Raw genomic sequence first — 25528 nt, forward strand, 5'->3', positions numbered from 1 at the left:
ATGAGACAAGATTCCATGTTATTTTAAATCAAGTATTTAGGATAACTATTACTTCAAAAAGGTGTCTACTTGCACCTAATTTTGTCGTGTTTTTACAAATTAATTAAAGATAAAATGTCATTTATTATAAAGGAGAAATGTCAAATGATTTATAAAGTATATTACCAAGAGGATAAAAAATTTAGTCCACAAAGAGAAAAAACACAATCTCTTTACATCGAGTCAGATTCACCTATTACTGCTCGCCGCTTAATTACTGAGCACACTAATTACAATATCGAATTCATCCAACCCCTAGAAGGAAACCACTTAGAATATGAAAAAGAGCACACTAATTTCGAACTTGTGGAGTTTAACTAGTCATGAAACCCCAAATAAAAAACAATGAAACTGGTGTTTTCGGAATAGGTGGACTAGGGGAAATCGGTAAAAACACTTATGGTGTCCAATTTCAAGATGAGATTATCATTATTGATGCTGGGATTAAATTTCCAGAAGACGACCTTTTAGGAATCGATTATGTCATACCAAATTACCAATACATTGTTAAAAATATTAAAAAAGTAAAAGCATTAGTCATCACTCATGGTCACGAGGATCATATTGGTGGTATTCCGTTTCTTTTACGTCAAGCAAATATTCCAATCTATGCTGGACCTCTTGCTTTGGCACTTATTCGTAACAAATTAGAAGAACATGGATTGTTACGTGATGCTGTCTTACATGAAGTTAATGAAGATACGGTCATTAAATTTAGAAAAACTCAAATTAGCTTCTTTAGGACTACTCATAGTATTCCAGAAGCTAATGGTGTGGTTGTTAAAACACCCTCAGGTAATATTGTGTATTCTGGTGACTTTAAGTTTGACTTCACACCAGTTGGCGAACCTGCTAATTTACATAAAATGGCTCGCTTAGGAGAAGAAGGTGTCCTTTGTTTACTATCTGATAGTACCAATGCTGAAGTACCTGAATTTACAAAATCTGAAAAAGTAATTGGAGAATCCATTACTAAAATCGTTGAAAAAGTTGAAGGTCGTGTCATATTCGCAACGTTTGCTTCAAATATTTTCCGGTTACAACAAACAGCTCAAGCTGCAGTGAAAACAGGAAGGAAAATTGCTGTTTTTGGTCGTAGTATGGAAAATGCCATTGTCAATGGTCGTGAGTTAGGACATATTACTGTACCTGAAGACACATTTATTGATGCACGTGATATTAACAAATACCCTGCTGACGAGATTATGATTTTATGTACTGGTTCTCAAGGTGAACCAATGGCTGCCTTAAGTCGTATTGCTAACGGAACTCATCGTCAAATTTCAATTCAACCTGACGATACTGTCATCTTTTCAAGCTCACCAATTCCTGGAAACACCACAAGTGTGAATCGTTTAATCAACTTGTTATCAGAAGCTGGAGCAAACGTGATTCATGGAAAAGTAAACAATATTCATACATCTGGTCATGGTGGTCAACAAGAGCAAATGTTATTCTTGAGATTACTTAAACCAAAATATTTTGTGCCAGTTCATGGGGAATATCGTATGTTAAACATCCATGCCAAATTAGCTCAAGCAACAGGTGTCCCAAAAGAAAATTGTTTCATTTTAGAGAATGGGGATGTCCTAGCTTTAACGAGTGATAGCGCAAGACGTGCTGGGCACTTTAACGCTGAAGATGTGTATGTAGATGGTAGCGGAATTGGGGATATTGGAAATATTGTTCTTAAAGATCGTCGTATTCTTTCTGAAGATGGTTTAGTATTGGCTGTTGCCACAGTTGATTATAAATCACAAATGATTGTTGCTGGACCTGATATTTTATCTCGTGGATTTATCTATATGAGAGAATCTGGCGAACTAATTCAAGAAACACAACGTCTTTTATTTAATGCGATTCGAAAAGCCTTAAAACATCCTGATTGTGACGAAATCATGTTAAATGAAGTTATTGTAAACACTGTTCAACCTTTCTTAATTGAAAAAACCGAACGTCATCCAATGATTTTACCAATGGTTTTAGAAACATCTGATAAATAATCAAAAAGCCAATGACTATCTAATACTAGATAATCATTGGCTTTTTTACACTTTTTTAAATTCCATATCAATGTGTGGAATATTATCTTCTAAATATACTTCTGATACTGGTTGAAAACCAAATGATGCATAAAAGCGTTGTAACCTCTCTTGAGCTTGTGCTTTTATTAGACACCCACTACTAATTTGGGATAGTCCAAATTCAACTAGAAGCCGGCCATAATTTGCTTGGCGTTCCTCTTTTTTGACTATGACACGACCAATATGCCAACAAGTATCACTCGTTTCGTAGATTCTCATATAAGCAATCAACTCGCCGGTCTCATTTTTTCCTAAAATATGTGTAGCTGATAGATCCGTATCATCTACTTCTTGATAAGGGCATTCTTGTTCCACAACAAATACTGACACACGTAGTTTATACATATAGAATAACTCTTGATGGGTGAGTTCAGCAAATTTTTTTCGTTCAAATTGAATCATTTCTAACGATTCCTCTCTCGTACTTTTTTCGTCCAAAATCCACCAGATATATATTTGGGTTCATATGAAATAATAAAAGCTTTGTCATTAAATTCCTTGATTAATTTGTATAATGAACGTTCAGATTTTCTGGCTGATAAAATTTCTAAAACTAACCTTTCACCTTCACGACCATGAGCTATAGTTTGTGTGACACCATATCCTTCCTCTCTTAATATTTCTGGAAGTTTATGATTCTCCTCATTTAAAGGAACAATTGCCGTCACCATAATATATCCAAGAGCTAAATAATCCTCTATTTTTATACCTACGACAATACCACATGCATATCCTAAAGCATATACAAATAAATTGAGTGGCTTATCGATTTGATTTAATACAAGCGATAAACCTACAACATAAATTGAAATTTCCACCATACTAAGTAATGGGGCAACCACTCTAGACCCCTTCATCGTTAACATAAAACGAATCGTATTCAATGTAACGTAACAAAAATTAATCAAGAAGATCATTAATAACGTTTTAATTTCCAATTACTTTACTCCTCCTTCTATCTATACTAAATTATTTATCCATATTATCTAATATTTATAGCTGATGCAACTTATCTCTATAAATAAAAAAGTGTAAGTAGATTCTCCTACTTACACTAAACATTTTCATTATAATTTAATTACGCTTTAACAACGTTTGCTGCTTGAGGTCCACGGTCTGTTTCTTCGATTTCGAATGTTACAGCTTGACCTTCTTCTAATGTTTTAAATCCGTCGCCTTCGATAGCTGAGAAATGTACAAATACGTCATTTCCTTCTTCTTGTTGGATAAATCCAAATCCTTTTTCTGCGTTAAACCATTTTACTGTTCCTTGAGCCATGTTACTTCCTCCTCGTGCCGTAGCACATGTTAATTTTTGTAATACTTGCTTTCGGTCGATAGAGGGTGTTTCATACAACATCTATTGAAATCCAAAACCATATTACATATTCATGATAACTCATGTCTGTTTTAATTGCAAGTAAAGTCCCGTTTTTACAATGATAATCTCTGCGTTTCTCGAAAACTGATATAATCGGATTCTCCTACAACAATATGATCTAACACTTCAATTCCCATCATTTCACCACAAGAAACCAAACGTTTTGTGAATACTTCATCCTGATCTGACGGTTCTGGGTTTCCCGATGGATGATTATGAACTAAAATGATACGAGAGGCTGAATACCTCACTGCTAAATGGAATATTTCACGAGGATGGGCAATAGATTGATTGAGCGTTCCGATAAAAATAGTCTCTTTTTTGATAATTTCATTTTTAGCATTTAAGTAACATACCACAAAGTGTTCTTGCACTAAATCTTTCATTTCTTCAACTAAACTCTCACCAATTTGTTGACTCGAACAGATTCTACCATATTTTTCTTTTGTTGATTGATTCAATCTTTTACTTAACTCAACGACCGCTTTTATTTGTGCGGCTTTTACTTGCCCTATCCCCTTTAAGCTCATCAACTCTTCAATTTTTATCGTCTTCATGCCATATAAACCATCGCAATAAGTCAAAATATTTCTTGCCAACTCCATGACAGAATTTGATTTATTACCTGATTGAAGAATCACTGCTAGTAACTCCTCGTTAGACAATACTTCTGCACCATGTTCTATCAAACGTTCTCTTGGTAACAACTGATCTTGGTAGTCGAATGTGTGTAGTATGTTAGTCATATAAAAAAACTCCCTTCTTCACTCAAAATATACGTGAAAAAAGGAGTTTTTGATTTAAACTGATTTTATGTAGTCTAACACATCATACAAACTATCTTTAATAGTCAGTGTTTTTTCTTTCGCTTCGTCATTTGGTAAAATCAAATCCGGTACCATGATGACTGGTACATTGGCAGTGAAAGACGCTCGAATGCCATTCAATGAATCTTCTAGCATTATCGTTTCTTCTTTTGGTGTACCTAATATTTCGACAGCTTTTTCAACAATTTCTGGATGTGGTTTAGCATGTGTCACATCATTGCCACTGACAATCCCACTAAACTTATCCATAAATCCAGCTTTGTCTAATAACATATCAATCGCTTCACGGTTATTACTTGAAGCAACGACACACTTTACGCTGTGATTGTTTAAATACGTTAACAATTCTTCCACACCTGGTTTAATCGGTGCTCCCACTGTCGAAAATTCTTCCCATGTACTAGCTCGACTTTCTTTAAAAAATTGGTCAATCTCATCTTGTCTCAACATTGGAAAATCGTTGACATATTTTTGGTAAACTGCCTTCTCACCTAAACCAACTTCAGATTTATAATATTCCTCATCGTAGCCAGGCATCTTGAATTTTTGTGCAATTTCAATATTATTTTTTGAATAGACTGCTTCTGTGTCAAAGATTAATCCGTCCATATCAAAAATAACGCCGCTTATTTTTTTCACACGTCACTCTCCTAATAAAATTTGTCTTACTTGGGAAATAAAGTATAGTGAGCCGGTAATTAAAATCAAATCGTCCCCTGATACTTCTTTTAATGTATCTGATAGTGCTTCTTGCCAGTGATTATATGCTGTTAATCCCATCTCTTCATATAATTCTTTCGTGCAAGCTTTTGGGTAATCAAACGTGGTCACTTTCAAGTCTAGATTGTTTACTGACTGTAATAACCCAATCATACCTTGAATATCTTTAGTGGTCAACGCCCCAAAGATCGTATGAATTTTTTTATCTGAAAATTCTCGTCTTAGATTGTCTACTAATACTTCCATCGCGTGATCGTTATGCGCCCCATCTAATACAATAAATGGTTCATCAGAAATTTTTTCCATACGACCAGGCCAAAATGCTTGTTGTAATCCTTTTTGATAATCACGATTAGACACTGGTAAATGAAGCATATCAGCCACTTCGTTAAATGCTTCAATGGCAACACTTGCATTATCTACTTGGTGTTTTCCAACCATATTAATGGATAATTGTTTTAAATTAACTTTATCAGATTTAAAATGGAATGTTTCTCCCCAATTATCAGTTGGTTGTAAATATTGACTATCAAAGTCAACCCCATAACGTTTGATTGGAGCATGTAATGAGTTTGCTTCTTTACTAATCACATCAAATGCTTCATCTGAAACATTTCCGACAATAACTGGCCTTCCTTCTTTAATAATCCCAGCTTTTTGACTAGCAACTTGTTCAATCGTATCTCCTAAAATATCGACATGGTCCAAACCAATTGTCGTAATTACTGACACAAGTGGAGTCATCACGTTCGTACAGTCAAAACGTCCGCCCAAACCAACTTCAACTAGAACAATATCAACTTTCTTATCAACAAAATAATCAAACATCATAGCTGTTAATACTTCAAATTCAACAGTATGAGCTAAATCAGGTACCTCATCCATCTTATTTACGATAGGTATCACTTTTTCACATAATTCAACCAGATCTTCATTAGGAATTGGTTGGCCGTTAATCGCAATGCGTTCGTTAAATGATTCGATATACGGTGAGGTAAAGGTTCCGACCCTTAAGCCTTGTTGCTCTAACAGACAACGTAAAAATGTTGTCGTTGATCCTTTTCCATTTGTTCCACCGATATGAACAATTTTTAACTTATCTTGCGGATTGTCTAATTGTTCTAATAAATAATTGATTCGTGTTAACCCCGGACGAATACCAAACTTTGTGCGTTCATGTATCCATGAAATGATTTCTCCATACTCCATCTTGTACAGCCACCTTTATTTATTTTTTCAAAGAAGCCAGTCTTTCTTTTACAGAGGCTTGTTTTTCTAAGTAATCTTTTTGTTTCTCACGTTCTGCTGCAACAACTGCCTCTGGTGCATTTGAAACAAAACGGTCATTACTTAATTTCTTCTCAACAAGTGCTACTTCTGACGTCCACTTATCCAACTCTTTCTCCAAACGAGCAATTTCTTCGTCAATATTGATTAAATCTTCTAACGGTAAATAGATTTCAGCTCCAGTAATCACTGCACTCATGGCTAAATCTGGTACATCAAATTCTTCTTTAATTTCTAACACTTCTGGATGACAGAAACGTTCGATATAATTAGTATTTGCTTCAAAGAAGTCTTTAACTGAATTTTTTGATGTTTTGATTAACAATGTAATTGGCTTAGACATTGGTGCATTCACTTCTGAGCGAATATTACGAACTGAGCGGATTAATTCTTTTAATACTTCCATACCTTCTGCCGCTTGTACATCTGTCCAATCATCCTTTACTATTGGGTAAGTTGCCACTACAATTGATTCACCTTGATGTGGGATTTTTTCCCAAATTTCTTCTGTCACAAATGGCATGATTGGGTGTAGTAAACGTAAAATGTTATCTAGCACATATACTAAAATACTACGCGTCATTTGTTTTTGTTCTTCATTTTCACCATAAAGAACTTCCTTACTCATCTCAATATACCAATCACAGAAGTCATCCCAAATAAAGTTGTATAAATGACGACCAGCTTCACCAAACTCAAAGCGGTCAAAGAAGTTCGTTACTTTTTCAATCGTTTCATTCAAACGAGTTAAAATCCATTTATCTGCAACAGTCTTATCACCATCAAGAGAAATATCATCATACGTCATGCCTTCAATATTCATTAATACAAAACGAGAGGCATTCCAAATTTTATTAATAAAGTTCCAAGCAGCATCCATTTTTTCATAACTAAAACGCATGTCTTGACCTGGTGTTGAACCATTTGATAAGAACCAACGCAAAGCGTCTGCTCCGTATTGATCAATGACATCCATTGGATCGATACCATTACCAAGAGATTTACTCATTTTACGTCCATCTTCAGCACGAATTAATCCGTGAATCAACACATTTTCAAATGGTCTTTCTCCAGTAAATTCTAAACTTTGGAAAATCATGCGACTTACCCAGAAGAAAATAATGTCATAACCAGTCACTAATGTATTCGTTGGGAAATAACGTTTGAAGTCATGTGACTCCGTATCAGGCCAACCCATTGTTGAAAACGGCCAAAGAGCTGAACTGAACCATGTATCTAATACATCTTCATCTTGATGCCAGTTTTCAATGTCTTTAGGTGCTTCTTCTCCAACATAGACTTCGCCTGTTTCATTATGGTACCAAGCTGGAATACGATGTCCCCACCAAAGTTGACGAGAAATTACCCAGTCATGTACATTTTCCATCCATGTTAAGAATGTCTGATTAAAACGTGGTGGATAAAAATCAACGGCGTCATCTGTTGCTTGGTTTTCAACAGCTTTTTTTGCAAGTGGCGCCATTTTAACAAACCATTGCGTTGATAATCTTGGCTCAACCACGACTCCAGTTCGCTCAGAGTGACCAACACTGTGAGTCATTTTTTCAATACCTTTAAGTAGTCCTAACTCATCTAAATCCTTAATGACTGCTTTACGTGCAGTAAAACGATCCATACCGGCATATTTACCAGCTAAATCATTCATTGTCGCGTCATCATTCATCACGTTAACACGAGGTAAATCATGACGATTACCCACCTCAAAGTCGTTAGGGTCATGGGCTGGTGTAATTTTTACGACACCTGTTCCAAATTCCATATCAACATAATCATCAGCGACAATCGGAATTTCTTTATCCACTAATGGTAAAATCACTGTTTTGCCAATTAAATATTGGTAACGTTCATCTTTAGGGTGAACGGCAACTGCTGTGTCACCAAGCATGGTTTCTGGACGTGTTGTCGCAATTTCTAATTTTCCACTGCCATCAGCTAATGGATAATACATATGATAAAACGCGCCTTCGATGTCTTTATGAATGACTTCGATATCAGATAGAGCGGTTTTTGCTTGTGGGTCCCAATTAATAATGTACTCACCACGATAAATAAGGCCTTTATTATAAAGTGTCACAAAGACTTTTTTCACCGCATCAGATAGTCCATCATCTAAGGTGAATCTTTCTCTTGAATAGTCTAAAGATAAACCTAATTTCGCCCACTGCTCACGAATGTGTCCGGCATATTCTTCTTTCCATTCTTTCGTTGTTTCGATGAATTTTTCACGACCTAAATCATATCGTGACACACCTTCACCACGTAATTTTTCTTCAACTTTCGCTTGTGTCGCAATTCCTGCATGGTCCATACCAGGTAACCATAATGTATCAAAGCCTTGCATTCTCTTTTGACGAATAATCATATCTTGAAGCGTTGTGTCCCATGCATGACCTAAGTGAAGCTTTCCTGTCACGTTTGGTGGTGGAATGACAATAGAATACGCTAGTGCACTCTCATCCCCACTTGGTTTAAATAAATCTTTTTCTAGCCACTCTTTATAACGCCCTTTTTCAACAGCTTTTGGTTCAAACTTTGGCGCTAAGTTTTGTTGTTCATCTGTCATGTAAATTTCTCCTTATTTTTTATTTTTCAAAACAAAAAAGCCCTAAAGTTATTTCTAACTTTAGGACGATCATCTCGCGGTACCACCTATCTTATAAGCATACAAATATGCTTATCTCTCTAGGTCATATAACGTTGACAATACGGTTCCCACTCCTAGGCTACCTTCATACTTTTAAATGGAAAATCTTTCAGCCGATGGATTTTCTTTCTACAACATATCCAAGTATTACTCTTCCTATTCTTTGTGGTTGTTTATGCCATTCATTTTACCTTGATAGCATCATTTCGTCAAACTTAGATTAGCGCTTTTGCAGCATCTAATGCTTTAACATAATTTGGTTCACTTGATACTTCTGGTACGATTTCTTCATATGTAATGACGCCATCTTTGTCTAACACAAAAATTGAACGTGCTAAACGATTAATTGATGGAATTAAAATACCATATTCTTTTCCAACAACACCTTCTTCATCTCTTAACATGGTCATGTCAACTGATTCAGCTGCACACCAATTAGCTAATTGTTCTTTTGTGTTATTTGAAATCGTTAAAAAATATACGTCTTTAATTGTCGCTGCTTCTTTATTAAAGTGTTTTGTCTGTAGTGCACAAACACTAGTATCAATATCAGGTACCACACTAATAATAACTGGTTTTCCTTTTAATTCCTCTAATGAAATCACATTATCTGACAAATCTTTTAAACTAAATAATGGGGCTTTTTCTCCAACTTTTGGTGGTGTCCCTACTAATTCTACTGGGTTTCCTTTTAACAATACTTCCATGTCGACACATCCTTTTCATGACTTTACCTCATTATAGTTAAATAAAGTCAAATATACAAAGTTCATGCCTCGAAAAAACTAAATCAAGTTAACATTTGCATGATTATAATTTTCATCGTAATAAATTAACGTTTGTAATTCTGTTGTTAAATCAATGTATTGGACTTGTACGTGAGATGGGACTTTCAACCGTTTAGGAGCAAAATTAAGAATAGCCGTTACACCTGCGTCTACAACTTGATCAATGACCTGTTGGGCTTTACTACTCGGTACAGTCATAATAACTGTCGTGATTCCTTCTTTTTTCACAATACTTTTTAACTCACTCATATTTTTTACTGTGATACCATTGATTTTTTCTCCAATAAGTTCCGGATTTGTATCAAACGCTGCAACGATATTTAAGTTAGTATCTCGTCTGAAATTATTTTTAATAAGCGCTTTTCCAAGATTACCAGCCCCAACAAGTGCAATACGTTTTTCAATATCTGTTTTTAGAATATCACTAAATACTTCTATCAAATAAGGAACATCATACCCATATCCACTACGTCCTAATTCACCAAAATGAGAAAAATCTCGTCTAATAGTCGCTGACGGAATTTGAATCATTTTACTAAACTCATTTGATTTGATGCGTTTAACACCTGCTTCATGTAATGTTTTCAAATATCGAAAATAAAGTGGTATACGTTTAGTTGTTGCTTTTGGGACCATTCTAATATCCTTTTGTTCCTCCACAATCGACCCCTCCTAAAGTTGTGATGATTTTCACATTTAGTTTATCATTTTTCACAATCTTTTTCAATCACAGTTATGCGCTATCCATTGACTCTTGTCTAGTATGTTTCATTAAGATTAAATCGATTGCCCTCTTAATTTCTTCTAGACGATATGTTTCAATTACATCATCTACCATAATATTATGACTTAACTGGTGGTAAAACGAATGATTACTGATTACAAGATCCACTTTTTCTAAACTATTTTTATTCTCTTCACTGTTGAATAATGTCTTTCCATATTCTTTGAACACAATATCTAGTTTAGATTGAAACGTTTATTTTAACATATAAGCCAAAATACCTACATGATTTTTATCTAAAGTTGTCGAACTAGCAAGAGAAACTGGCTTTATTTTGGATAATTTTTCAAATGAACGATAGTCCCAATAGCGAAAGACTCGACTAATTAATAAATAGTTATAATAGGTAAGCCAAGTTACATCTTTTGCCAAAACATCAATACTATTAGTGACAGCTGTCTTTTTAGCGTTGTTTCACTGATAAAATAAGTATTATAAAAATAATCAATACTGTCATTTTTATCAAAAAAAATAAGATATTTTTGGTCTCAGTATTTTTTACCACAACTTGTTTTTTCTCTAAATCTTATTTAGTGGATTTTGTCGTCTCTTTATTGGAATGGTGAGTACAACCCACTAACATCATACTAATCGAAGCAACTAACCATATTTCTAATTTTTTCGTTTCATACTCATCATCTCTTTTCTTACTCCTAATCATTGTTACATACCAATATCCCACTCAAATAAACTATGAATTAATCTCCTATTTATCATTCTAAAATTTTATGAACAACTATGACACTAAAAAATTAATATCCTCCCTGTAATACTGCTTTAAAGATCATTTTTAATCATTTGATTACTAATAAAATTTCTCAATTTAAATCATCTAACTCTTAGCATAACATGAAGAGACAAAATAATTCCTATACAATTATTGTCGAGTAACTATTTTTCTAAGATTTAGACTTTATATTTTGAATAGTAGCTTAAACACGTTATAATTTATATATTAGAAAAAAGTGACAAATTAAATAAGAAAAGGGAGAGATTATATGACAAAAATTTACACTTCAATTGATGAACTTATTGGAAAAACGCCTTTACTTGAATTAAAAGGGATTGAAAATAAACTTGGCCTAGATGCTACTATTTTAGCTAAAGTAGAGTACTTTAATCCAGCTGGTTCGGTAAAAGATAGAATTGCTAAAGCGATGCTAGATACCGCTGAAAAAAGTGGTGTATTAACAAAAGATACAACCATTATCGAACCCACTTCTGGAAATACTGGAATTGGTTTATCTATGATGGCTGCTACACGTGGCTATAAGTTAATTATCGTTATGCCTGAAACAATGTCGGTTGAACGCCGTCAATTAATGAAAGCATACGGTGCAGAACTTGTCTTAACTGAAGGGTCTAAAGGAATGAAAGGTGCGATTGCCAAAGCGGAAGAACTAGCATCTGAAATTGATAATAGTTTTATTCCATCTCAATTCTCAAACCCTGCTAACCCTGAAATCCACTATCAAACAACTGGTCCAGAAATTTGGAATGATACTGAAGGTAATGTTGATATTTTTGTCGCTGGCGTGGGAACTGGTGGAACGGTAACTGGTGTAGGCACATACCTTAAAGAAAAAAATCCTAACGTCAAAGTCATTGCTGTTGAACCCACTGACTCTGCTGTTTTATCTACTGGTGTACCTGGTAGTCATAAAATCCAAGGAATTGGTGCTGGATTTGTCCCTTCTATTTTAGATACATCTGTTTATGACGATATTATCACTGTATCAAATGACGATGCTTTTGAAACAGGTCGTTTACTCGCTGAAGAAGAAGGTATGTTAGTTGGTATTTCTTCAGGTGCTGCAACGTATGCTGCTATTCAATTAGCAAAACAACCTGAAAATAAAAATAAACGTATTGTAGTATTGTTACCAGATTCTGGAGAACGCTATTTATCTACACCAATGTTTACAGAATAGGAAGATTATTATGTCTAGGAATTATGTTGGAATGGAGCAAGCAATTGAAAAAGTTATCTCTGACTTCTTTTCTTTGCTATTTCCAAATTTTTTTGGTTCACACGAACAAACGACAACAAACGACATGTTTCAAGAATCCATTATCACAGGATTAACTTATGTTATAGAGGAAGAAATAGCTATCAAGACTATTGCTGAAGAACTAACCAATAAACTGCCTAATATTCTCACTATAATAAAAACCGATGTTCAGGCGGCTTATGAAAGTGATCCCGCTGCAAAAAGTACGGATGAAATCATTTTAACTTATCCTGGATTTAAAGCCATTAGTATCTATCGTCTTGCCTATGAACTCTATCGACTCAAAGTCCCTATCATCCCTCGTATGTTAACCGAAAAGATGCATAGTCTAACTGGGATTGATATTCACCCAGGAGCCCAAATTGGTTCATACTTTTTCATTGATCATGGAACAGGAGTTGTCATTGGTGAAACAACCGTGATTGGTGAACGCGTAAAAATTTATCAAAATGTCACGCTTGGTGTAAGGAGTTTTGAAATCGCTGAGGATGGCACACTTGCAAAACATGGAAAAAGACACCCTAATATAGGAGATGGTGTGGTTGTCTATGCAGGTGCTACTATTTTGGGTGGAGATACTTTTATTGGAAAAAACTGTATCATTGGAAGTGGTACATGGATTACTAAATCTGTTCCTGAAGATACTCTTGTTGTAAATAAAAACTCAACCTATTAATAAAAAGAAAAGAGTTACGAAGAAGATACCAGCTCTCCTTCATAACTCTTTTTTGCATTAAATACAATACGTTTTGATACAACATAGTTTATAATCGTCGCAATAACTTGAGACAATACGGTAAAGATAAATTCATTCAACAAATAGGCATTTCCCATATATGGACCAATTATAGGATGGCTAAATACGAATTGCTGGTAGTTAACTTTTTGTAGATGAAACAATGAGATCATTGTTCTACTATATTTTTCTACAAAAAAATAAGCTATCCCTAAATCAAGTATAATCACGAAAAAACGTCCTGCTATAAACTCAACAAATTGTTTGAACGAACAATAAAATCCCAAACCAGTATTTTTAAATACGAAAAACTTATTAGCAAAGAATGAAAAAGTGATTGCGACGGTTTGTGCTAGCGTAACTGTTACAAGAACATTATCTGTCCATCCTTTTGACATAAATCGTATAAAAAAATAGATAAAGGTTGCTGTCGTACCAAATACACTATACCACAGTAATTCTCGACGTCTAATCATTCTATCACCCCTTAACTTTTTTCGTTTTAATAAAAAAAGAATGTCCGAAAACATTCTCTTACTTAAAGTAGTACTTCATAATGCTTAATGCATTTCTGTCAATAATCAATTCACCATATTCATCCAAAACATCTCGTGTAATGCTCGTTAATTCCATATACTCATAAATTTTAGATACATCGTTTCTTGCTTGTCCTTCTGTGCTATCTTCCAATAAGAATGATAACTGTAAGTAGTAATTATTATTATAAAAATACAATGAGGATAAGGCGTTTAGTAACTGGATATTATTAGCCAACTCAACAATACTTTCAAAGTCAGATGTTCTAAACACTGTCTCATAAGTTGCACCAAAAATACTATCTTCTAAATAATTAAACTCACCAATATCAGATGATGCTTCCTTTTCTTTTTGGGTCGACTCTGGAGGTGTCATTTGATTTCTTAAATAATCAACAAATCCTTCTGCTTGAGTATTATCAAAATCACTGAAATCTGAATCATCTTCAATCGCCGTATTTTTACTAATAAACAATTCAAGTCCATCATGGTTGGGTAGCACTTGGAACGTTACAGCATCTGTTCCTTGGAATTGTTCATCTACATCGACCTCTTCTAAAATACTATAAAAGAATGTCTCTATTTGCCTTTGATTCCCAAGCAAATCTAAAAAAGTGATTCCGCGTTCTGCAAGATCATCATTCCCAATTGATACTCGAATTGTATTCTCATTAATTCGTTCCATTTCCATATGGCTACACCTCTTTTCAAAAGTATTTACATAGTTCTATTGTAAAGCATATTGATAAAAAGTAAAGAAAATCACCTTTACTTAGTCCGTTTTACCTACGAAAATTAGTGAATTTTAAGAAAAAAAAGATACATTTGAACAACTAGTCAAATCCATCTTCTTATAACAAGTATTTTTATTAATTTTTGTAAACTTATTTATTAAATTCCTGCCATTAATTGAGCTTGTTTTAATTCAATGGCTCTAACTTCTCTAGGCAAGAATCGACGAATCTCGTCTTCATTAAATCCTACTTGGAGTCTTTTTTCATCGATCATAATAGGACGACGTAGTAATCCAGGATTTTGTTGTACTAACTCTAATAACTCTGGAAGTGATAACTCGTCTAAATCAACATCTAACTTTTGAAATACTTTTGAACGAGTAGAGATGATTTCCTCTGTACCATCTTCAGTCATTCTTAGAATTTCCTTTAGTTCATCTTGTGTTAACGGCTCCGAGAATATGTTGCGCTCAACAAATTCTATTTGATTTTCTTGTAACCAAGCACGTGCTTTTCGACAAGATGTACAGCTGGGTGAAGTGTATAATTTTAGCATATATGTCACTTCCTTTCACAAGTAATAAGTAGAATAAATCTATTAACTAAAATCTTCCATATACAAATTGTACTATAAAAAACCTATGATTACTAGGTTTTTTTAGGATTAACTCATTATTCTTAATATTTTTTTATAATATCCGATACATAAAAAAACATGTTTTTTATCTTTTTATTGAATTTTTCACATATTGGTGTCTCTTTTCATAACACATATTCTGTCATGATAAAAAATACTATTTTATCACCTATTCATTATAACTTTCTAGTATAATACTATTATAACTAAATTTTTTACGGAGGCATGATTATTTTATGAAAACTATTTTTTCAGGTATTCAACCAAGTGGTATTCCGACCATTGGAAACTATATTGGTGCGATGAAACAATTCGTCCAACTACAAAACGACTACCATTGTTTCTTTTGTATCGTAGATGAACATGCGATTACTGTGCCACAAGATCGTTTAAAACTAAGAAAACAAATTTTACAATTAGCCTCTTTATATCTTGCTGTGGGCATTGATCCAGAAAAGGCAACTGTTTTTATCCAATCTGAAGTTCCAGCACATGCAGAAGCAGCATGGATTGTACAGTGTAACACATCTCTTGGTGAATTGGAACGTATGACACAATTTAAAGACAAATCACAAAAAGCAGGCTCAACATCAGTCAGTGCAGGTCTTTTAACATATCCACCCTTAATGGTTGCTGACATTATCCTCTACAATGCTGATTTAGTTCCTGTTGGAGAGGACCAAAAACAACATTTAGAATTAACTAGAGACTTTGTTGAACGCTTCAATTCTCGTTACGCAGAAAATCAAAATCAACCACTTCTTGTTCTTCCTGAGGTGAAAATTCCAGATAAAAATGCTGGTGGACGTGTGATGAGTTTACAAGATCCTACTAAAAAAATGAGTAAATCTGACAGTAATAGTAAAGGATTTATCTCAATGTTGGACGAACCAGATGTAATACGAAAAAAAATCCGTTCAGCTGTCACTGATTCAAGTGGAAACATTGAATATGATGTTGAAAACAAACCAGGGATATCTAACTTACTAGTTATCTACTCATCTCTATCTGATTTCACGATTGGTGAATTAGTAGAAAAATATGCCACTGCTGGATACGCTGAATTCAAAAATGATTTAGCTGAAGTGGTAGTAAATATACTTGAACCTATTCAAACACGTTATAATGAATTATTGACTTCTGAAGAATTACAAATAATCCTTGATGAAGGTGCTATTGAAGCATCTAAAGTAGCAAATAAAACATTACGTAAAATGAAAAATGCTGTCGGCTTAGGACGAAAAGCAAAACGCTAATTTCTTTATAAATTACGTATTTATGCTAAACTAATACTAAAGAAATAATTGAAAGGAGAGTTTTTATATGTCAGATAAAGCACCCATGGATACCAATGCCATGTTAACTCAAAAAATGATTGAAACTCGTACGATTTTAATTTATGGAGGAATCAATCAAGACTTAGCAAAAGAAGTAAGTAGTCAATTACTACTACTTTCTGCTTTGAGTGATGAACCAATTACAATTTATATCAATAGTCAAGGGGGCCATGTTGAAGCTGGAGACACCATTCATGACATGATTAAATTTGTAAAACCCGAAGTAAAAATCGTTGGAACTGGTTGGGTCGCAAGTGCCGGGATTACTATTTTCTTAGCTGCTAAGAAAGAAAATCGCTATGCTTTACCTAATACACGTTTCATGATTCATCAACCAGCTGGTGGTGTGCAAGGGCAAAGTACGGAAATTCAAATAGAAGCACGTGAAATTGTTAAAATGCGTGAACGCATTAACCGTTTAATTGCTGAAGCAACTGGTCAAACGTATGAAAAAATTTCTGAAGACACAGACAGAAACTTTTGGATGTCAGTTGATGAGGCAAAAGACTATGGTATTGTATCAAACATTATCACATCATCTAGCGAATTAAAATAAACACAAATATCCCCGTATTGAGTTAATCGATACGGGGATATTTTTATAATTCTTCTTTAATTTTTTCTAACCACTTAGTTGTCCCTTTATCAACCAACTCATAGGTTAAATCAAAATCTCCTGTATAGTAGGGATCAGGAATATTTTCCTTTTCTAGTCCAACTTCTTCTGATAATAATAAGTGAATTTTATGTAGTGAATCAATGTCTGGTGATAGTCCTTCTAAATCACGGATATTATTTTCATCCATGCCAATAATGTAATCATATTCATGAAAATCATCTGAAGATATTTTTTCAGCAAATAACCCATCACATGATAAGCCAACTTCTTTTAGTTTATCTTGTGTACCTTTATGAGGTGCATCTCCATCATTCCAGCTGCCAGTTGCTCTTGACGACACTTGTATCTTATCCGCTAATCCACTATCCTTAACTTTTTCTCTAAAAACTATTTCTGCCATAGGCGAGCGGCAAATGTTACCTAAACAAACAAATAATACCTTCTTCATCCATTATCCCCCTTAAAAAAATAAAAAGCCTTAGGACTTCTAGGCTCTATATCTTTTATTATCCTATTAATTCCTCTTCACTGTCGTGAAATAAAACTTCAACTGAATGAGTTAAAATATCAGTATAGCTATATGATACACGTTCAAAAGCATTTTCTTCTTGATCTAATTGTACAATAAAAACGGATGGATATAATTCGGCTAAAACGCCATGACGCTCAGTTTGTTTTTTACGACCAGTTTGAGCTACCAATTTTATTCTACTGCCAACTTTATTTTCTAATTCTTCTTTTATAGTGGAGATATTTATAGACATTTTATTCACCTCTTTGTCTAAGTATACCATAGACGAACAAAAAATACAAATTTTACCATAATTGTTTTTATTTTTCAACACTATTTTTATTTTTTCATAGAATAATTAGTATTTTTTATTAAGAGAGATAACTACTTTATTTTTTATGGATTAATACAATAGTGCATAAACTTTTTCTTCACACGGGATAGCGCTCGTTTATCCTTTAATTGGCTACACTCTTCTATAGTATTTTTAACAAACACTTGTCTTTCGTATCCAGATAACGACTCAGAAAATAATAACGCATTTTCCTTATAAAAAATATACTTAAAATTTTCTGATGACCTTTTTTCTACTAAAGCTTTCGTTCCATCAATTTCTTCGACACTTATCGCCCCAGTTTCTTTATCTGCTCTTCTTTTATACGCTTCTTGGTGTCTAATCAATGAAAAAACATGATTTTTAAAATTCATACGAAAAAAACTACCAAATGTTGCACCTTTTTTTCGATCAAATGTTTGAATTGATTTATAACAACAAATCCGACCTTCTTGTAACCAATCATCTGTATCAAAATACATCAAATGATAAACCCGTTTCACACGATAAACGATCGGCTGATACGTTTCAAAAATATAAGCGAAAGAATATGAACAACCTTTTTTCGCTCTCTCAATAAGTAGTTCTAAAATCTCTTCTTCCATAAAGCCTCCTTATTTTTTGAAAGCGTTATCTCTCTTCGCGTTTTATTATAACACCTTTATTTATAATGTAGGTTTAATATTTTTTGAATTTTATATGAAAAATTCGTTTCTTTTATTTGCCCAAAATATGGTTTTTAAAACTAATTACCCTCTATTTGTTTAATACTATAACGTAATAAATTATTCTTCGAATCATGAGTAATCGTTATTTTTTCATTTGTTTCATCAAATGGTCCTATGGTAAATACTTCATACTGATCATCTAATATTTCAACATCTTTAATATAATTAGAAAAAACCTCACGAAATCGTTGCATCTTACTTAACTTTTTAATTGCTTTCTCGTAAGCCATAGAAAGAGTATACCCACTATCTAAGTATTCTTTTATTAGCTCTACTTTTATAATATCACTTAACTTATAAGCTCTTGGACTATTTGGATCTGGTTGAATTGACTTTATATATCCTTTCTTTTCCCAATACCTTAGTTGTCTTGTTGTTGCTCCTGTTTTTTTAGTCAATTCGCTGATCCCCATACGTATATCTTCATGTTCTATCCACTCTTTAATCTTTGACACCATATAACCTAATCCCTACCTTCTAGCGACTTTTATCTCTTCTTAATATACACCTGGCGAACATTCGTGTCAATGTAGTTGACAAGATTGTTCGCTAGGTGTATATTGTTTTTTGTTGTAAAAATAAACTTACTAGGAGGAAATCTCATGAGTGATACACATTCCTTAGATATTCATGGTAACACCTATAAACGTAGTCTACTCGTTGCTGTACTTTTAATTGGAACTTTTTGTACAGTATTAAATCAAACGCTACTTACTACTGCTTTTCCAACATTAATGGAAGATTTTAATGTTTCTGCTGCGACTATTCAATGGTTAACAACAGGATTTTTATTAGTTAACGGAATTATGATTCCTATTTCTGCGTGGCTTATGAATAAATTCAACTCAAAAAATTTATACATTGGTGCGATGAGTATTTTCTTAGTTGGAACGATTCTTTGTGCGATTGCTCCAACATTTTCTATGCTACTAACTGGCAGACTAGTTCAAGCTGCTGGAGTTGGTGTGTCAATGCCTTTAATGCAAAATATTATGTTAAACATCTTTCCACCAGAAAAGCGTGGTGCCGCGATGGGCGGAGCCGGAATTGTTATTGGACTTGCTCCAGCTTTAGGACCAACACTATCTGGTTACATTATCGATCATTATGTATGGCGTGACTTATTTTATATGGTCATTCCTATTGTTGTATTGGTTATCATTTTGTCGTTTTTTGCTATGAAGAGCGTATTAGAACTTTCTAATCCTGCTATCGATGTTTTATCTATCTGTCTTTCTACTCTAGGATTCGGTTCATTACTTTATGGATTTTCTAGTGTCGGCAATGATGGATGGGGCAGCACAAAAGTTATCAGCTTTTTAGCTGTTGGGATTATAACATTAATTATTTTCACTTGGCGACAATTAACCATTGAAACACCATTTTTAGAGCTTAGAGTGTTTAAATCAAAAACTTATACGATTGCAACAATTCTTTCCAGTTTAGCAAACATGGCAATGATTGGAGCTGAAATGGTTCTTCCTTTATACATTCAAAATATTCGAGGCGAATCTGCGTTTCACTCTGGTTTAATGTTATTGCCTGGTGCATTAGTCATGGGATTCATGATGCCAATTACTGGGAGAATTTTTGATAAACATGGAGCAAAACGTTTAGGTATCATGGGGATGTTTTTACTGACAAGTGCGACAATTCCTTTTATGTTCCTAACTGAAACAACTCCTGTTATTTATATTATTACGTTATATGCTGTTCGTATGTTTGGTATTTCCATGGTTATGATGCCTTTAACAACTCTTGGTATGAACTCATTACCAAAACATTTAATGACACATGGGACTGCCGTAAACAGTACCTTACGACAAGTAGCTAGCTCAGTGGGTACAGCTATTTTAATTAGTGTCTTAACAAACCAAACTAAAAATGCGTTACCAAAAGAATCTCTATTAAAATCATCTCCTCTTGAATACAAAGAATTAGCCACTCATGCCACTTTAACAGGTTACCATGCTGCCTTTTTAGTTGCTGTTTTATTCGGGATTATCGGTTTAGTCACCACATTCTTTATTCACGAAAATTCTAAAAAAGCATCTCAAAGTAAGGAGGTCATCTCATGATTGTCATCTTAGTTATTCTTAGTGTGTTACTATTTGCTTTCACATTTATTTTCTCAAAATCAACATGGCAATACATTTTAACCGTGATTTTCGGTATTGTTTTTATCGGAAGTATTGTATTAATGGAAATGAATTATGCTCATCACTTTGGAATGGAGAAAGAAACAACAACGAAAGAAATTTCTCTTGTGAGTTCAGCTGATGCAGAGAATTTAAATATTCTATTATACCAACCTGTAGGGACAAAAGGCGATAAAATCTATCTGTATAAAACAACACCTACTCAGAAAAAAGTCTCTCAAACAGGAACAGATCATGTAACAAACACTGTCAAAACAACCGATACAGATAAAGCAACTCTAGAAATGAAAACGACTCGTTGGGTATATAAAGATTCTTTTTATGACTTATTATTTGGTATTTCTGGAAACAATAAAGAATTTGATTCTAGAAAAAATATGTTCTATCTTCCAAGTGATTGGTTAGAATTAAGTACGGATCAAGCTAAAAAACTGGGAGAAGAAATGTCTGCTAAAAAAGATACCTTAGAAGCAGATATAAAAAAATATGTTGCTGATAAACTAAAAGAAGAGATTACTAAAGACCCATCTATCGCAACAAATAAAGATAAACAAACAGAATTATCTGAAACTTATGCTAAAGAATATCAAGAAAAAATGATGTCTGATATTCTGAAAAGTATTTCAAAATAGACAAAACCAGTATCACACTGATTCAAGTGACGATACTGGTTTTTTATTGACTAAAATGGTACCTTTACTATTGACTAGATTTTATATTATGATTATAAAAAATAGATTAATAACAAAAAGGAGTTACTCATGACAAACTTTACTAATAACAAAAACAAAGAGGATCAAACACTCAAACTAAATGCTATTATTTTATTATTTGCAGTTGTTTTATTGAGCTTATGCGTTGTTTTCTACCTTATTGGCTTATTTGCTAATCCTAGTTTAGAAAACTTTTTTGCAGATGTATCTAGTATTCTTTTTACCGGCTCAGTCGCAACTGGTATATTATATTTGGTTAAAATAACGTTTGATTCACTTATGCGTTCTGCCAAAAAATAAAAAATAGAGGCTGACCCAAAAGTCTCTTAACGAAAATTAAAAGGAACAAAATTATTTTTGATTTTGTTCCTTTTTTTGACGAAAAAAATAGCACTATCCTTTATAATTATGGTGACTAAACCAACTAAAAAGGAGTGCTATTTATGTATAAGAATTATAACACGAAACAGGTTACTTTATCACTGAATTTAGATATTTATTTAGAAGAAAATGATATCGCTTTTGCGATTGATGAATTAGTAGAAAGTATCCCTGTGGAGGTGTTATCAGTTTTTGAGCATCGAATGGGAACTTCGTCTTATCATCCAAAAATGATGTTAAAGCTTATTCTGTGTGGCTACACTCAATCTATTTTTTCAGGAAGAAAGATAGAAGCTATGTCTAAAGATAGCATTCGTGCTATGTGGTTAACGCAATCACAGATACCTAACTTCAGAACAATTAATCGATTCAGAGTGAATCCACTGGTTCAACCGATACTTCAAGAATGTTTTATTCAATTTAGAAATCAGCTTGTTTCTCAACAATTAATTGATGAAGAAGCTATTTTTAATGATGGAACAAAGATAGAAGCCAACGCAAATAAATATACCTTCGTTTGGAAAAAGAGCACACAACGTTATGAAGAATCTTTGAGAGAGAAGTCAAAGTCCTATTATCAACAATTTGTAGAAGAGCAAATTATCCCATCTATTTGTTCAGAAGATGATGAGTTAAACACAGGAAATTTAAAACAAATCATTGATGAATTGGAAATAAAAGAAAGTGATTTAAGTACTAAAATGGAAAATACTTCAGATGTTCAAGAGAGAAAAGAACTTCGTTCTGAGCGTAAAGAGCGTAAAGAGCCTAAAAAAGCATTGAAAGCTTTTTCTGACTTTATCTATAGAAAGCAAAAATATAAAGAACAACATGATATTTATAACGGTAGAAATAGCTACTCTAAAACAGATCATGATGCCACTTTTATGAGAATGAAAGATGACCACATGATGAATGGTCAGTTAAAACCTGGATATAACGTTCAAATTGCAACCAATCATCAATACATTTTAGCATATGAAATATTTTCAAATCCAACGGATTTTAAAACAATGATTCCTTTCTTAGATACTATCAAGAAATCTTATTTTGACTTACCTAAATACATTGTGGCTGACGTAGGTTATGGTAGTGAAGAAAACTATCAAGCAATTTTAGATGATTTTGAAAGAACTCCATTAATTACTTATACAATGTATCAGAAAGAACACACTAAAAAATACCAACAAAATCCATTTATTCCAGATAACTGGATTTATAATTACTTGGCAGATACTTATATTTGCCGAATAATCGAGAAGTCAAATTTAGAAATTACTCTACTCGAACGGATAAATCTGGATTCAAAAGACAACTTAAAATGGATGAATGTGAGTCTTGTTTAAATTGCTCAGTTAGAGCATTATGTACTCGTGCAAAGAGTAGTAAAAATCGAGTGATTCAAAAAAATGGGAATTGGAATATTTTAAGGCTCACGTAAGAGATCTTTTGAAAGAGGATGTCACAGGAGAAATATACCGTCAAAGAAAAATAGATGTTGAACCAGCCTTTGGAAATCTGAAGGCTAATTTGGCATTCAATCGATTCTCTGTAAGAGGAAAAGATAAGATTTCACAGGAGCTGGGCTTTGTGTTAATGGCACTAAATTTAAGAAAACTGAGAAAAAATAGGAAGGATATTAGTGAGAAATCACGAAAAAACAAGCATTCTGAAATGAGAGGTTTCATTTTTGAATGCTTGTTTTCTGTAAAGAGACTTTTGGGTCAGCCTCCATTTCAGACTGTAGACAAAGTATTGATGAATTTCGATACTTTGTCTTTTTTGATAAAATAGAGGAAAGGAGTGACTATTAATGTTGAAAAAGTAAGATATGAGTAAACGTAATCAAATAGGTTTTTATTCATTAGAAGACTTAGTTCCACAGGAATATCTTCTAAGAGATATTGATAAATACGTCGATTTTAGTTTTATTTATCAACTTATTGAGGATAAATATGATCAGTCTAATGGACGACCTAGCTTAGATCCAGTTATGTTAATCAAACTTCCCTTGATACAATACTTATACGGAATTGAGAGCATGAGACAAACGATTAAAGAAGTCGAAGTAAATATGGCTTACAGATGGTTTTTTTAGGTTTAGATATCCAAGACTCAGTCCCTCACTTTTCAACTTTTGGTAAAAATTACTCAAGAAGATTTAAAGGAACAGATATCTTTGAACAAATTTTTTATGGTATTTTAGCACAGTGAATAGAAGCTCATTTAGTTGATACGTCTGAGATATTTATTGATGGGACTCATATCAAAGCACATACAAATAATAAAAAATATAAAAGTAAAAAAATAACTGAAGACACATTATTTTATGTAAAATCACTTCAAAAAGAAGTTGAAATCGATAGAGAAAAACAATTAAAAAAGCCCTTAAAAAGAAAAAAGTGAGACAAATACAAAGGTTAAAAAAATTAGTAAAAACGATGCTGACAGTAGCTAGTTTTATAAAGAAGAACATAAACAAGTCTTTGCCTATGCCACACAAGTGGCATGTGATAAAAACGGATGGGTTTTAGGATATACAATGCATCCAGGTAATTAACATGATAGTCGTACTTTTATCTCTATTTACAATAAATTAAAAAGTCATTTCACTTTGAATAAATTAGTGATGGATGCAGGCTACAAGACACCAGGCATTGCTCATTTGTTATTTCAAGATAACTTAACACCTATCTTTCCATATAAGAGACCCATGGCCAAGAAAGGTTTTTTCAAAAAATATGATTATGTTTATGACGAATACTATGATCAATATATTTGTCCCAATATGAAAACATTAACTTATACGACAACTAATCGAGATTGTTATCGAGAATATAAAAGTAACCCTCATGATTGTATGACATGTTCTTTAATAAATAATGAGCTGAAACGTGGTACAACAACACAAATCAAAGAAAATAACAAAACTAGACAACTCTATTTTGCTAAAACAGGACAAGCTAAATATATAGAAAACAGAAAACGTTGTGGCGCTAATTCTAAGCTAGTCAGTGCTGTTGACTTCATTAATTATGCCTGTAAACAGATTATTGACTTTAATTGGTCACCTGATGCCATTGTTGGTTTTGTCAAGCCCTTAAGGACGTGGGATAAACCTCTTGTTTCTACTAAAACACTTTATAACTATATTGATAAAGGATTTTTACCTGTTAGAAACCATCACCTCAAGATGAAGCTTAGGCTCTCATCTAAAAAGAAAAGAAGTCGTAAGCATAAAAAAGAACTAGGAAAATCAATTGATGAACGACCAAGTATAATTAACAATGGAGAAAGGTTTGGCCATTGGGAAATAGATAGCGTTATTGGTGCAAAATCTAAAGATGATAATGCTCTACTTACTCTTGTTGAAAGAAAAACGCGTTACATGATTACTGTTGTGTTAGATGATCATACAGAAGAGTCTGTTTGTTATGCTGTTAATCGATTAAAATCTGAGCTCGGACAAGCTAGCTTTAGCAAGATGTTTCAATCAATTACTGCTGATAATGGTAG

The 25528-nt window shown here is 33.3% G+C and carries 26 protein-coding genes, 2 pseudogenes and 1 other annotated feature; of the genes and pseudogenes, 11 read left to right on the forward strand and 17 right to left on the reverse strand.

The window, feature by feature from the left end; genetic code table 11:
• Nucleotides 1–144 precede the first annotated feature (144 nt).
• Nucleotides 145–360 (forward strand): DNA-directed RNA polymerase subunit epsilon, encoded by a 216-nt coding sequence (locus DW196_RS09145; RefSeq protein ID WP_071457585.1) that lies wholly within the window; start codon nucleotides 145–147, stop codon nucleotides 358–360.
• Nucleotides 361–362: 2 nt separating this feature from the next.
• On the forward strand, nucleotides 363–2042 hold the full coding sequence (gene rnjA / locus DW196_RS09150; protein WP_071457586.1) for a ribonuclease J1: 1680 nt from the start codon (nucleotides 363–365) through the stop codon (nucleotides 2040–2042).
• A gap of 45 nt (nucleotides 2043–2087) precedes the next feature.
• Here rnjA and DW196_RS09155 read toward each other — a convergent pair whose 3' ends face one another.
• The 10 genes from DW196_RS09155 to DW196_RS11505 form a co-directional block, all read right to left on the reverse strand.
• Complete coding sequence (locus DW196_RS09155) at nucleotides 2088–2525, reverse strand: GNAT family N-acetyltransferase (protein WP_118251037.1); 438 nt, start codon at nucleotides 2523–2525, stop codon at nucleotides 2088–2090.
• Between the two features lie 2 nt (nucleotides 2526–2527).
• Nucleotides 2528–3061, reverse strand: coding sequence for a DUF2179 domain-containing protein (locus DW196_RS09160; protein WP_255415120.1), 534 nt, complete (start codon nucleotides 3059–3061; stop codon nucleotides 2528–2530).
• A 140-nt stretch (nucleotides 3062–3201) separates the two neighbouring features.
• A complete protein-coding gene (locus DW196_RS09165) occupies nucleotides 3202–3402 on the reverse strand; it encodes a cold-shock protein (protein WP_071457588.1) in 201 nt (66 codons plus the stop codon).
• Between the two features lie 155 nt (nucleotides 3403–3557).
• A complete protein-coding gene (radC, locus tag DW196_RS09170) occupies nucleotides 3558–4250 on the reverse strand; it encodes a DNA repair protein RadC (protein WP_118251038.1) in 693 nt (230 codons plus the stop codon).
• 54 nt (nucleotides 4251–4304) lie between these two features.
• Complete coding sequence (locus DW196_RS09175; RefSeq protein ID WP_118251039.1) at nucleotides 4305–4970, reverse strand: HAD family phosphatase; 666 nt, start codon at nucleotides 4968–4970, stop codon at nucleotides 4305–4307.
• 3 nt (nucleotides 4971–4973) lie between these two features.
• Nucleotides 4974–6260 (reverse strand): folylpolyglutamate synthase/dihydrofolate synthase family protein, encoded by a 1287-nt coding sequence (locus tag DW196_RS09180; RefSeq protein ID WP_118251040.1) that lies wholly within the window; start codon nucleotides 6258–6260, stop codon nucleotides 4974–4976.
• 19 nt (nucleotides 6261–6279) lie between these two features.
• The gene (locus tag DW196_RS09185) at nucleotides 6280–8922 is read right to left on the reverse strand and encodes a valine--tRNA ligase (protein ID WP_118251041.1); all 2643 of its coding nucleotides are present in this window, start codon (nucleotides 8920–8922) and stop codon (nucleotides 6280–6282) included.
• A gap of 58 nt (nucleotides 8923–8980) precedes the next feature.
• Nucleotides 8981–9176, reverse strand: a binding site (T-box leader).
• Between the two features lie 42 nt (nucleotides 9177–9218).
• Nucleotides 9219–9710: a thiol peroxidase gene (gene tpx, locus DW196_RS09190; protein ID WP_071457593.1), complete on the reverse strand. Its 492-nt coding sequence runs from the start codon at nucleotides 9708–9710 to the stop codon at nucleotides 9219–9221.
• Nucleotides 9711–9788: 78 nt separating this feature from the next.
• Nucleotides 9789–10451, reverse strand: coding sequence for a redox-sensing transcriptional repressor Rex (locus DW196_RS09195; protein ID WP_370447150.1), 663 nt, complete (start codon nucleotides 10449–10451; stop codon nucleotides 9789–9791).
• Between the two features lie 319 nt (nucleotides 10452–10770).
• Nucleotides 10771–10947 carry a hypothetical protein gene (locus DW196_RS11505; protein WP_187363594.1) on the reverse strand — a complete coding sequence of 59 codons (177 nt, stop codon included), beginning with the start codon at nucleotides 10945–10947 and terminating at the stop codon, nucleotides 10771–10773.
• A 626-nt stretch (nucleotides 10948–11573) separates the two neighbouring features.
• Between DW196_RS11505 and cysK the strand changes: the two genes are divergently transcribed.
• A complete protein-coding gene (gene cysK / locus DW196_RS09200; protein WP_071457597.1) occupies nucleotides 11574–12506 on the forward strand; it encodes a cysteine synthase A in 933 nt (310 codons plus the stop codon).
• A 10-nt stretch (nucleotides 12507–12516) separates the two neighbouring features.
• Nucleotides 12517–13263 carry a serine O-acetyltransferase EpsC gene (epsC, locus tag DW196_RS09205; RefSeq protein ID WP_118251042.1) on the forward strand — a complete coding sequence of 249 codons (747 nt, stop codon included), beginning with the start codon at nucleotides 12517–12519 and terminating at the stop codon, nucleotides 13261–13263.
• A gap of 14 nt (nucleotides 13264–13277) precedes the next feature.
• On the opposite strand, the gene DW196_RS09210 is transcribed toward epsC, so the two are convergent.
• The 3 genes from DW196_RS09210 to spxA all read right to left on the reverse strand — a co-directional run bounded on the left by DW196_RS09210 (nucleotide 13278) and on the right by spxA (nucleotide 15149).
• On the reverse strand, nucleotides 13278–13799 hold the full coding sequence (locus DW196_RS09210; RefSeq protein WP_071457599.1) for a GtrA family protein: 522 nt from the start codon (nucleotides 13797–13799) through the stop codon (nucleotides 13278–13280).
• Nucleotides 13800–13857: 58 nt separating this feature from the next.
• A complete protein-coding gene (locus tag DW196_RS09215; RefSeq protein WP_071457600.1) occupies nucleotides 13858–14550 on the reverse strand; it encodes an adaptor protein MecA in 693 nt (230 codons plus the stop codon).
• Nucleotides 14551–14750: 200 nt separating this feature from the next.
• The gene (gene spxA, locus DW196_RS09220; RefSeq protein WP_071457601.1) at nucleotides 14751–15149 is read right to left on the reverse strand and encodes a transcriptional regulator SpxA; all 399 of its coding nucleotides are present in this window, start codon (nucleotides 15147–15149) and stop codon (nucleotides 14751–14753) included.
• Nucleotides 15150–15466: 317 nt separating this feature from the next.
• Between spxA and trpS the strand changes: the two genes are divergently transcribed.
• Both trpS and DW196_RS09230 read left to right on the forward strand, forming a co-directional pair.
• Complete coding sequence (trpS, locus tag DW196_RS09225; protein ID WP_118251043.1) at nucleotides 15467–16486, forward strand: tryptophan--tRNA ligase; 1020 nt, start codon at nucleotides 15467–15469, stop codon at nucleotides 16484–16486.
• A 67-nt stretch (nucleotides 16487–16553) separates the two neighbouring features.
• On the forward strand, nucleotides 16554–17123 hold the full coding sequence (locus DW196_RS09230) for an ATP-dependent Clp protease proteolytic subunit (protein WP_118251044.1): 570 nt from the start codon (nucleotides 16554–16556) through the stop codon (nucleotides 17121–17123).
• 43 nt (nucleotides 17124–17166) lie between these two features.
• Here the strand turns inward: DW196_RS09230 and DW196_RS09235 are convergent, their stop codons facing one another.
• The 4 genes from DW196_RS09235 to DW196_RS09250 all read right to left on the reverse strand — a co-directional run bounded on the left by DW196_RS09235 (nucleotide 17167) and on the right by DW196_RS09250 (nucleotide 19217).
• Entirely contained in the window at nucleotides 17167–17634 is a 468-nt protein-coding gene (locus DW196_RS09235; protein ID WP_118251045.1) for a low molecular weight protein-tyrosine-phosphatase, read from the reverse strand.
• Between the two features lie 58 nt (nucleotides 17635–17692).
• The gene (locus tag DW196_RS09240) at nucleotides 17693–17950 is read right to left on the reverse strand and encodes a Veg family protein (RefSeq protein ID WP_071457605.1); all 258 of its coding nucleotides are present in this window, start codon (nucleotides 17948–17950) and stop codon (nucleotides 17693–17695) included.
• A 143-nt stretch (nucleotides 17951–18093) separates the two neighbouring features.
• Nucleotides 18094–18636 (reverse strand): sigma factor, encoded by a 543-nt coding sequence (locus DW196_RS09245; RefSeq protein WP_118251046.1) that lies wholly within the window; start codon nucleotides 18634–18636, stop codon nucleotides 18094–18096.
• Between the two features lie 140 nt (nucleotides 18637–18776).
• Entirely contained in the window at nucleotides 18777–19217 is a 441-nt protein-coding gene (locus DW196_RS09250) for a MerR family transcriptional regulator (protein WP_118251047.1), read from the reverse strand.
• Between the two features lie 144 nt (nucleotides 19218–19361).
• Here DW196_RS09250 and DW196_RS09255 point away from each other — a divergent pair, with 144 nt between their 5' ends.
• From DW196_RS09255 to DW196_RS11780, 5 genes and pseudogenes are all read left to right on the forward strand, one after another.
• Nucleotides 19362–20837: an MDR family MFS transporter gene (locus DW196_RS09255; protein WP_118251048.1), complete on the forward strand. Its 1476-nt coding sequence runs from the start codon at nucleotides 19362–19364 to the stop codon at nucleotides 20835–20837.
• Entirely contained in the window at nucleotides 20834–21550 is a 717-nt protein-coding gene (locus DW196_RS09260) for a DUF4811 domain-containing protein (RefSeq protein ID WP_118251049.1), read from the forward strand. The genes DW196_RS09255 and DW196_RS09260 overlap by 4 nt, the downstream gene beginning before the upstream one ends.
• A 129-nt stretch (nucleotides 21551–21679) precedes the next feature.
• Nucleotides 21680–21931, forward strand: coding sequence for a hypothetical protein (locus DW196_RS09265; protein ID WP_118251050.1), 252 nt, complete (start codon nucleotides 21680–21682; stop codon nucleotides 21929–21931).
• A 143-nt stretch (nucleotides 21932–22074) separates the two neighbouring features.
• Nucleotides 22075–23629, forward strand: a pseudogene (locus DW196_RS09270) (IS1182 family transposase); the annotation flags it as partial.
• Nucleotides 23630–23843: 214 nt separating this feature from the next.
• Nucleotides 23844–25528, forward strand: a pseudogene (locus DW196_RS11780) (IS1182 family transposase); the annotation flags it as partial.

Source organism: Vagococcus sp. AM17-17, from assembly GCF_003471765.1.
Classification (GTDB): Bacteria; Bacillota; Bacilli; order Lactobacillales; family Vagococcaceae; genus Vagococcus; species Vagococcus teuberi.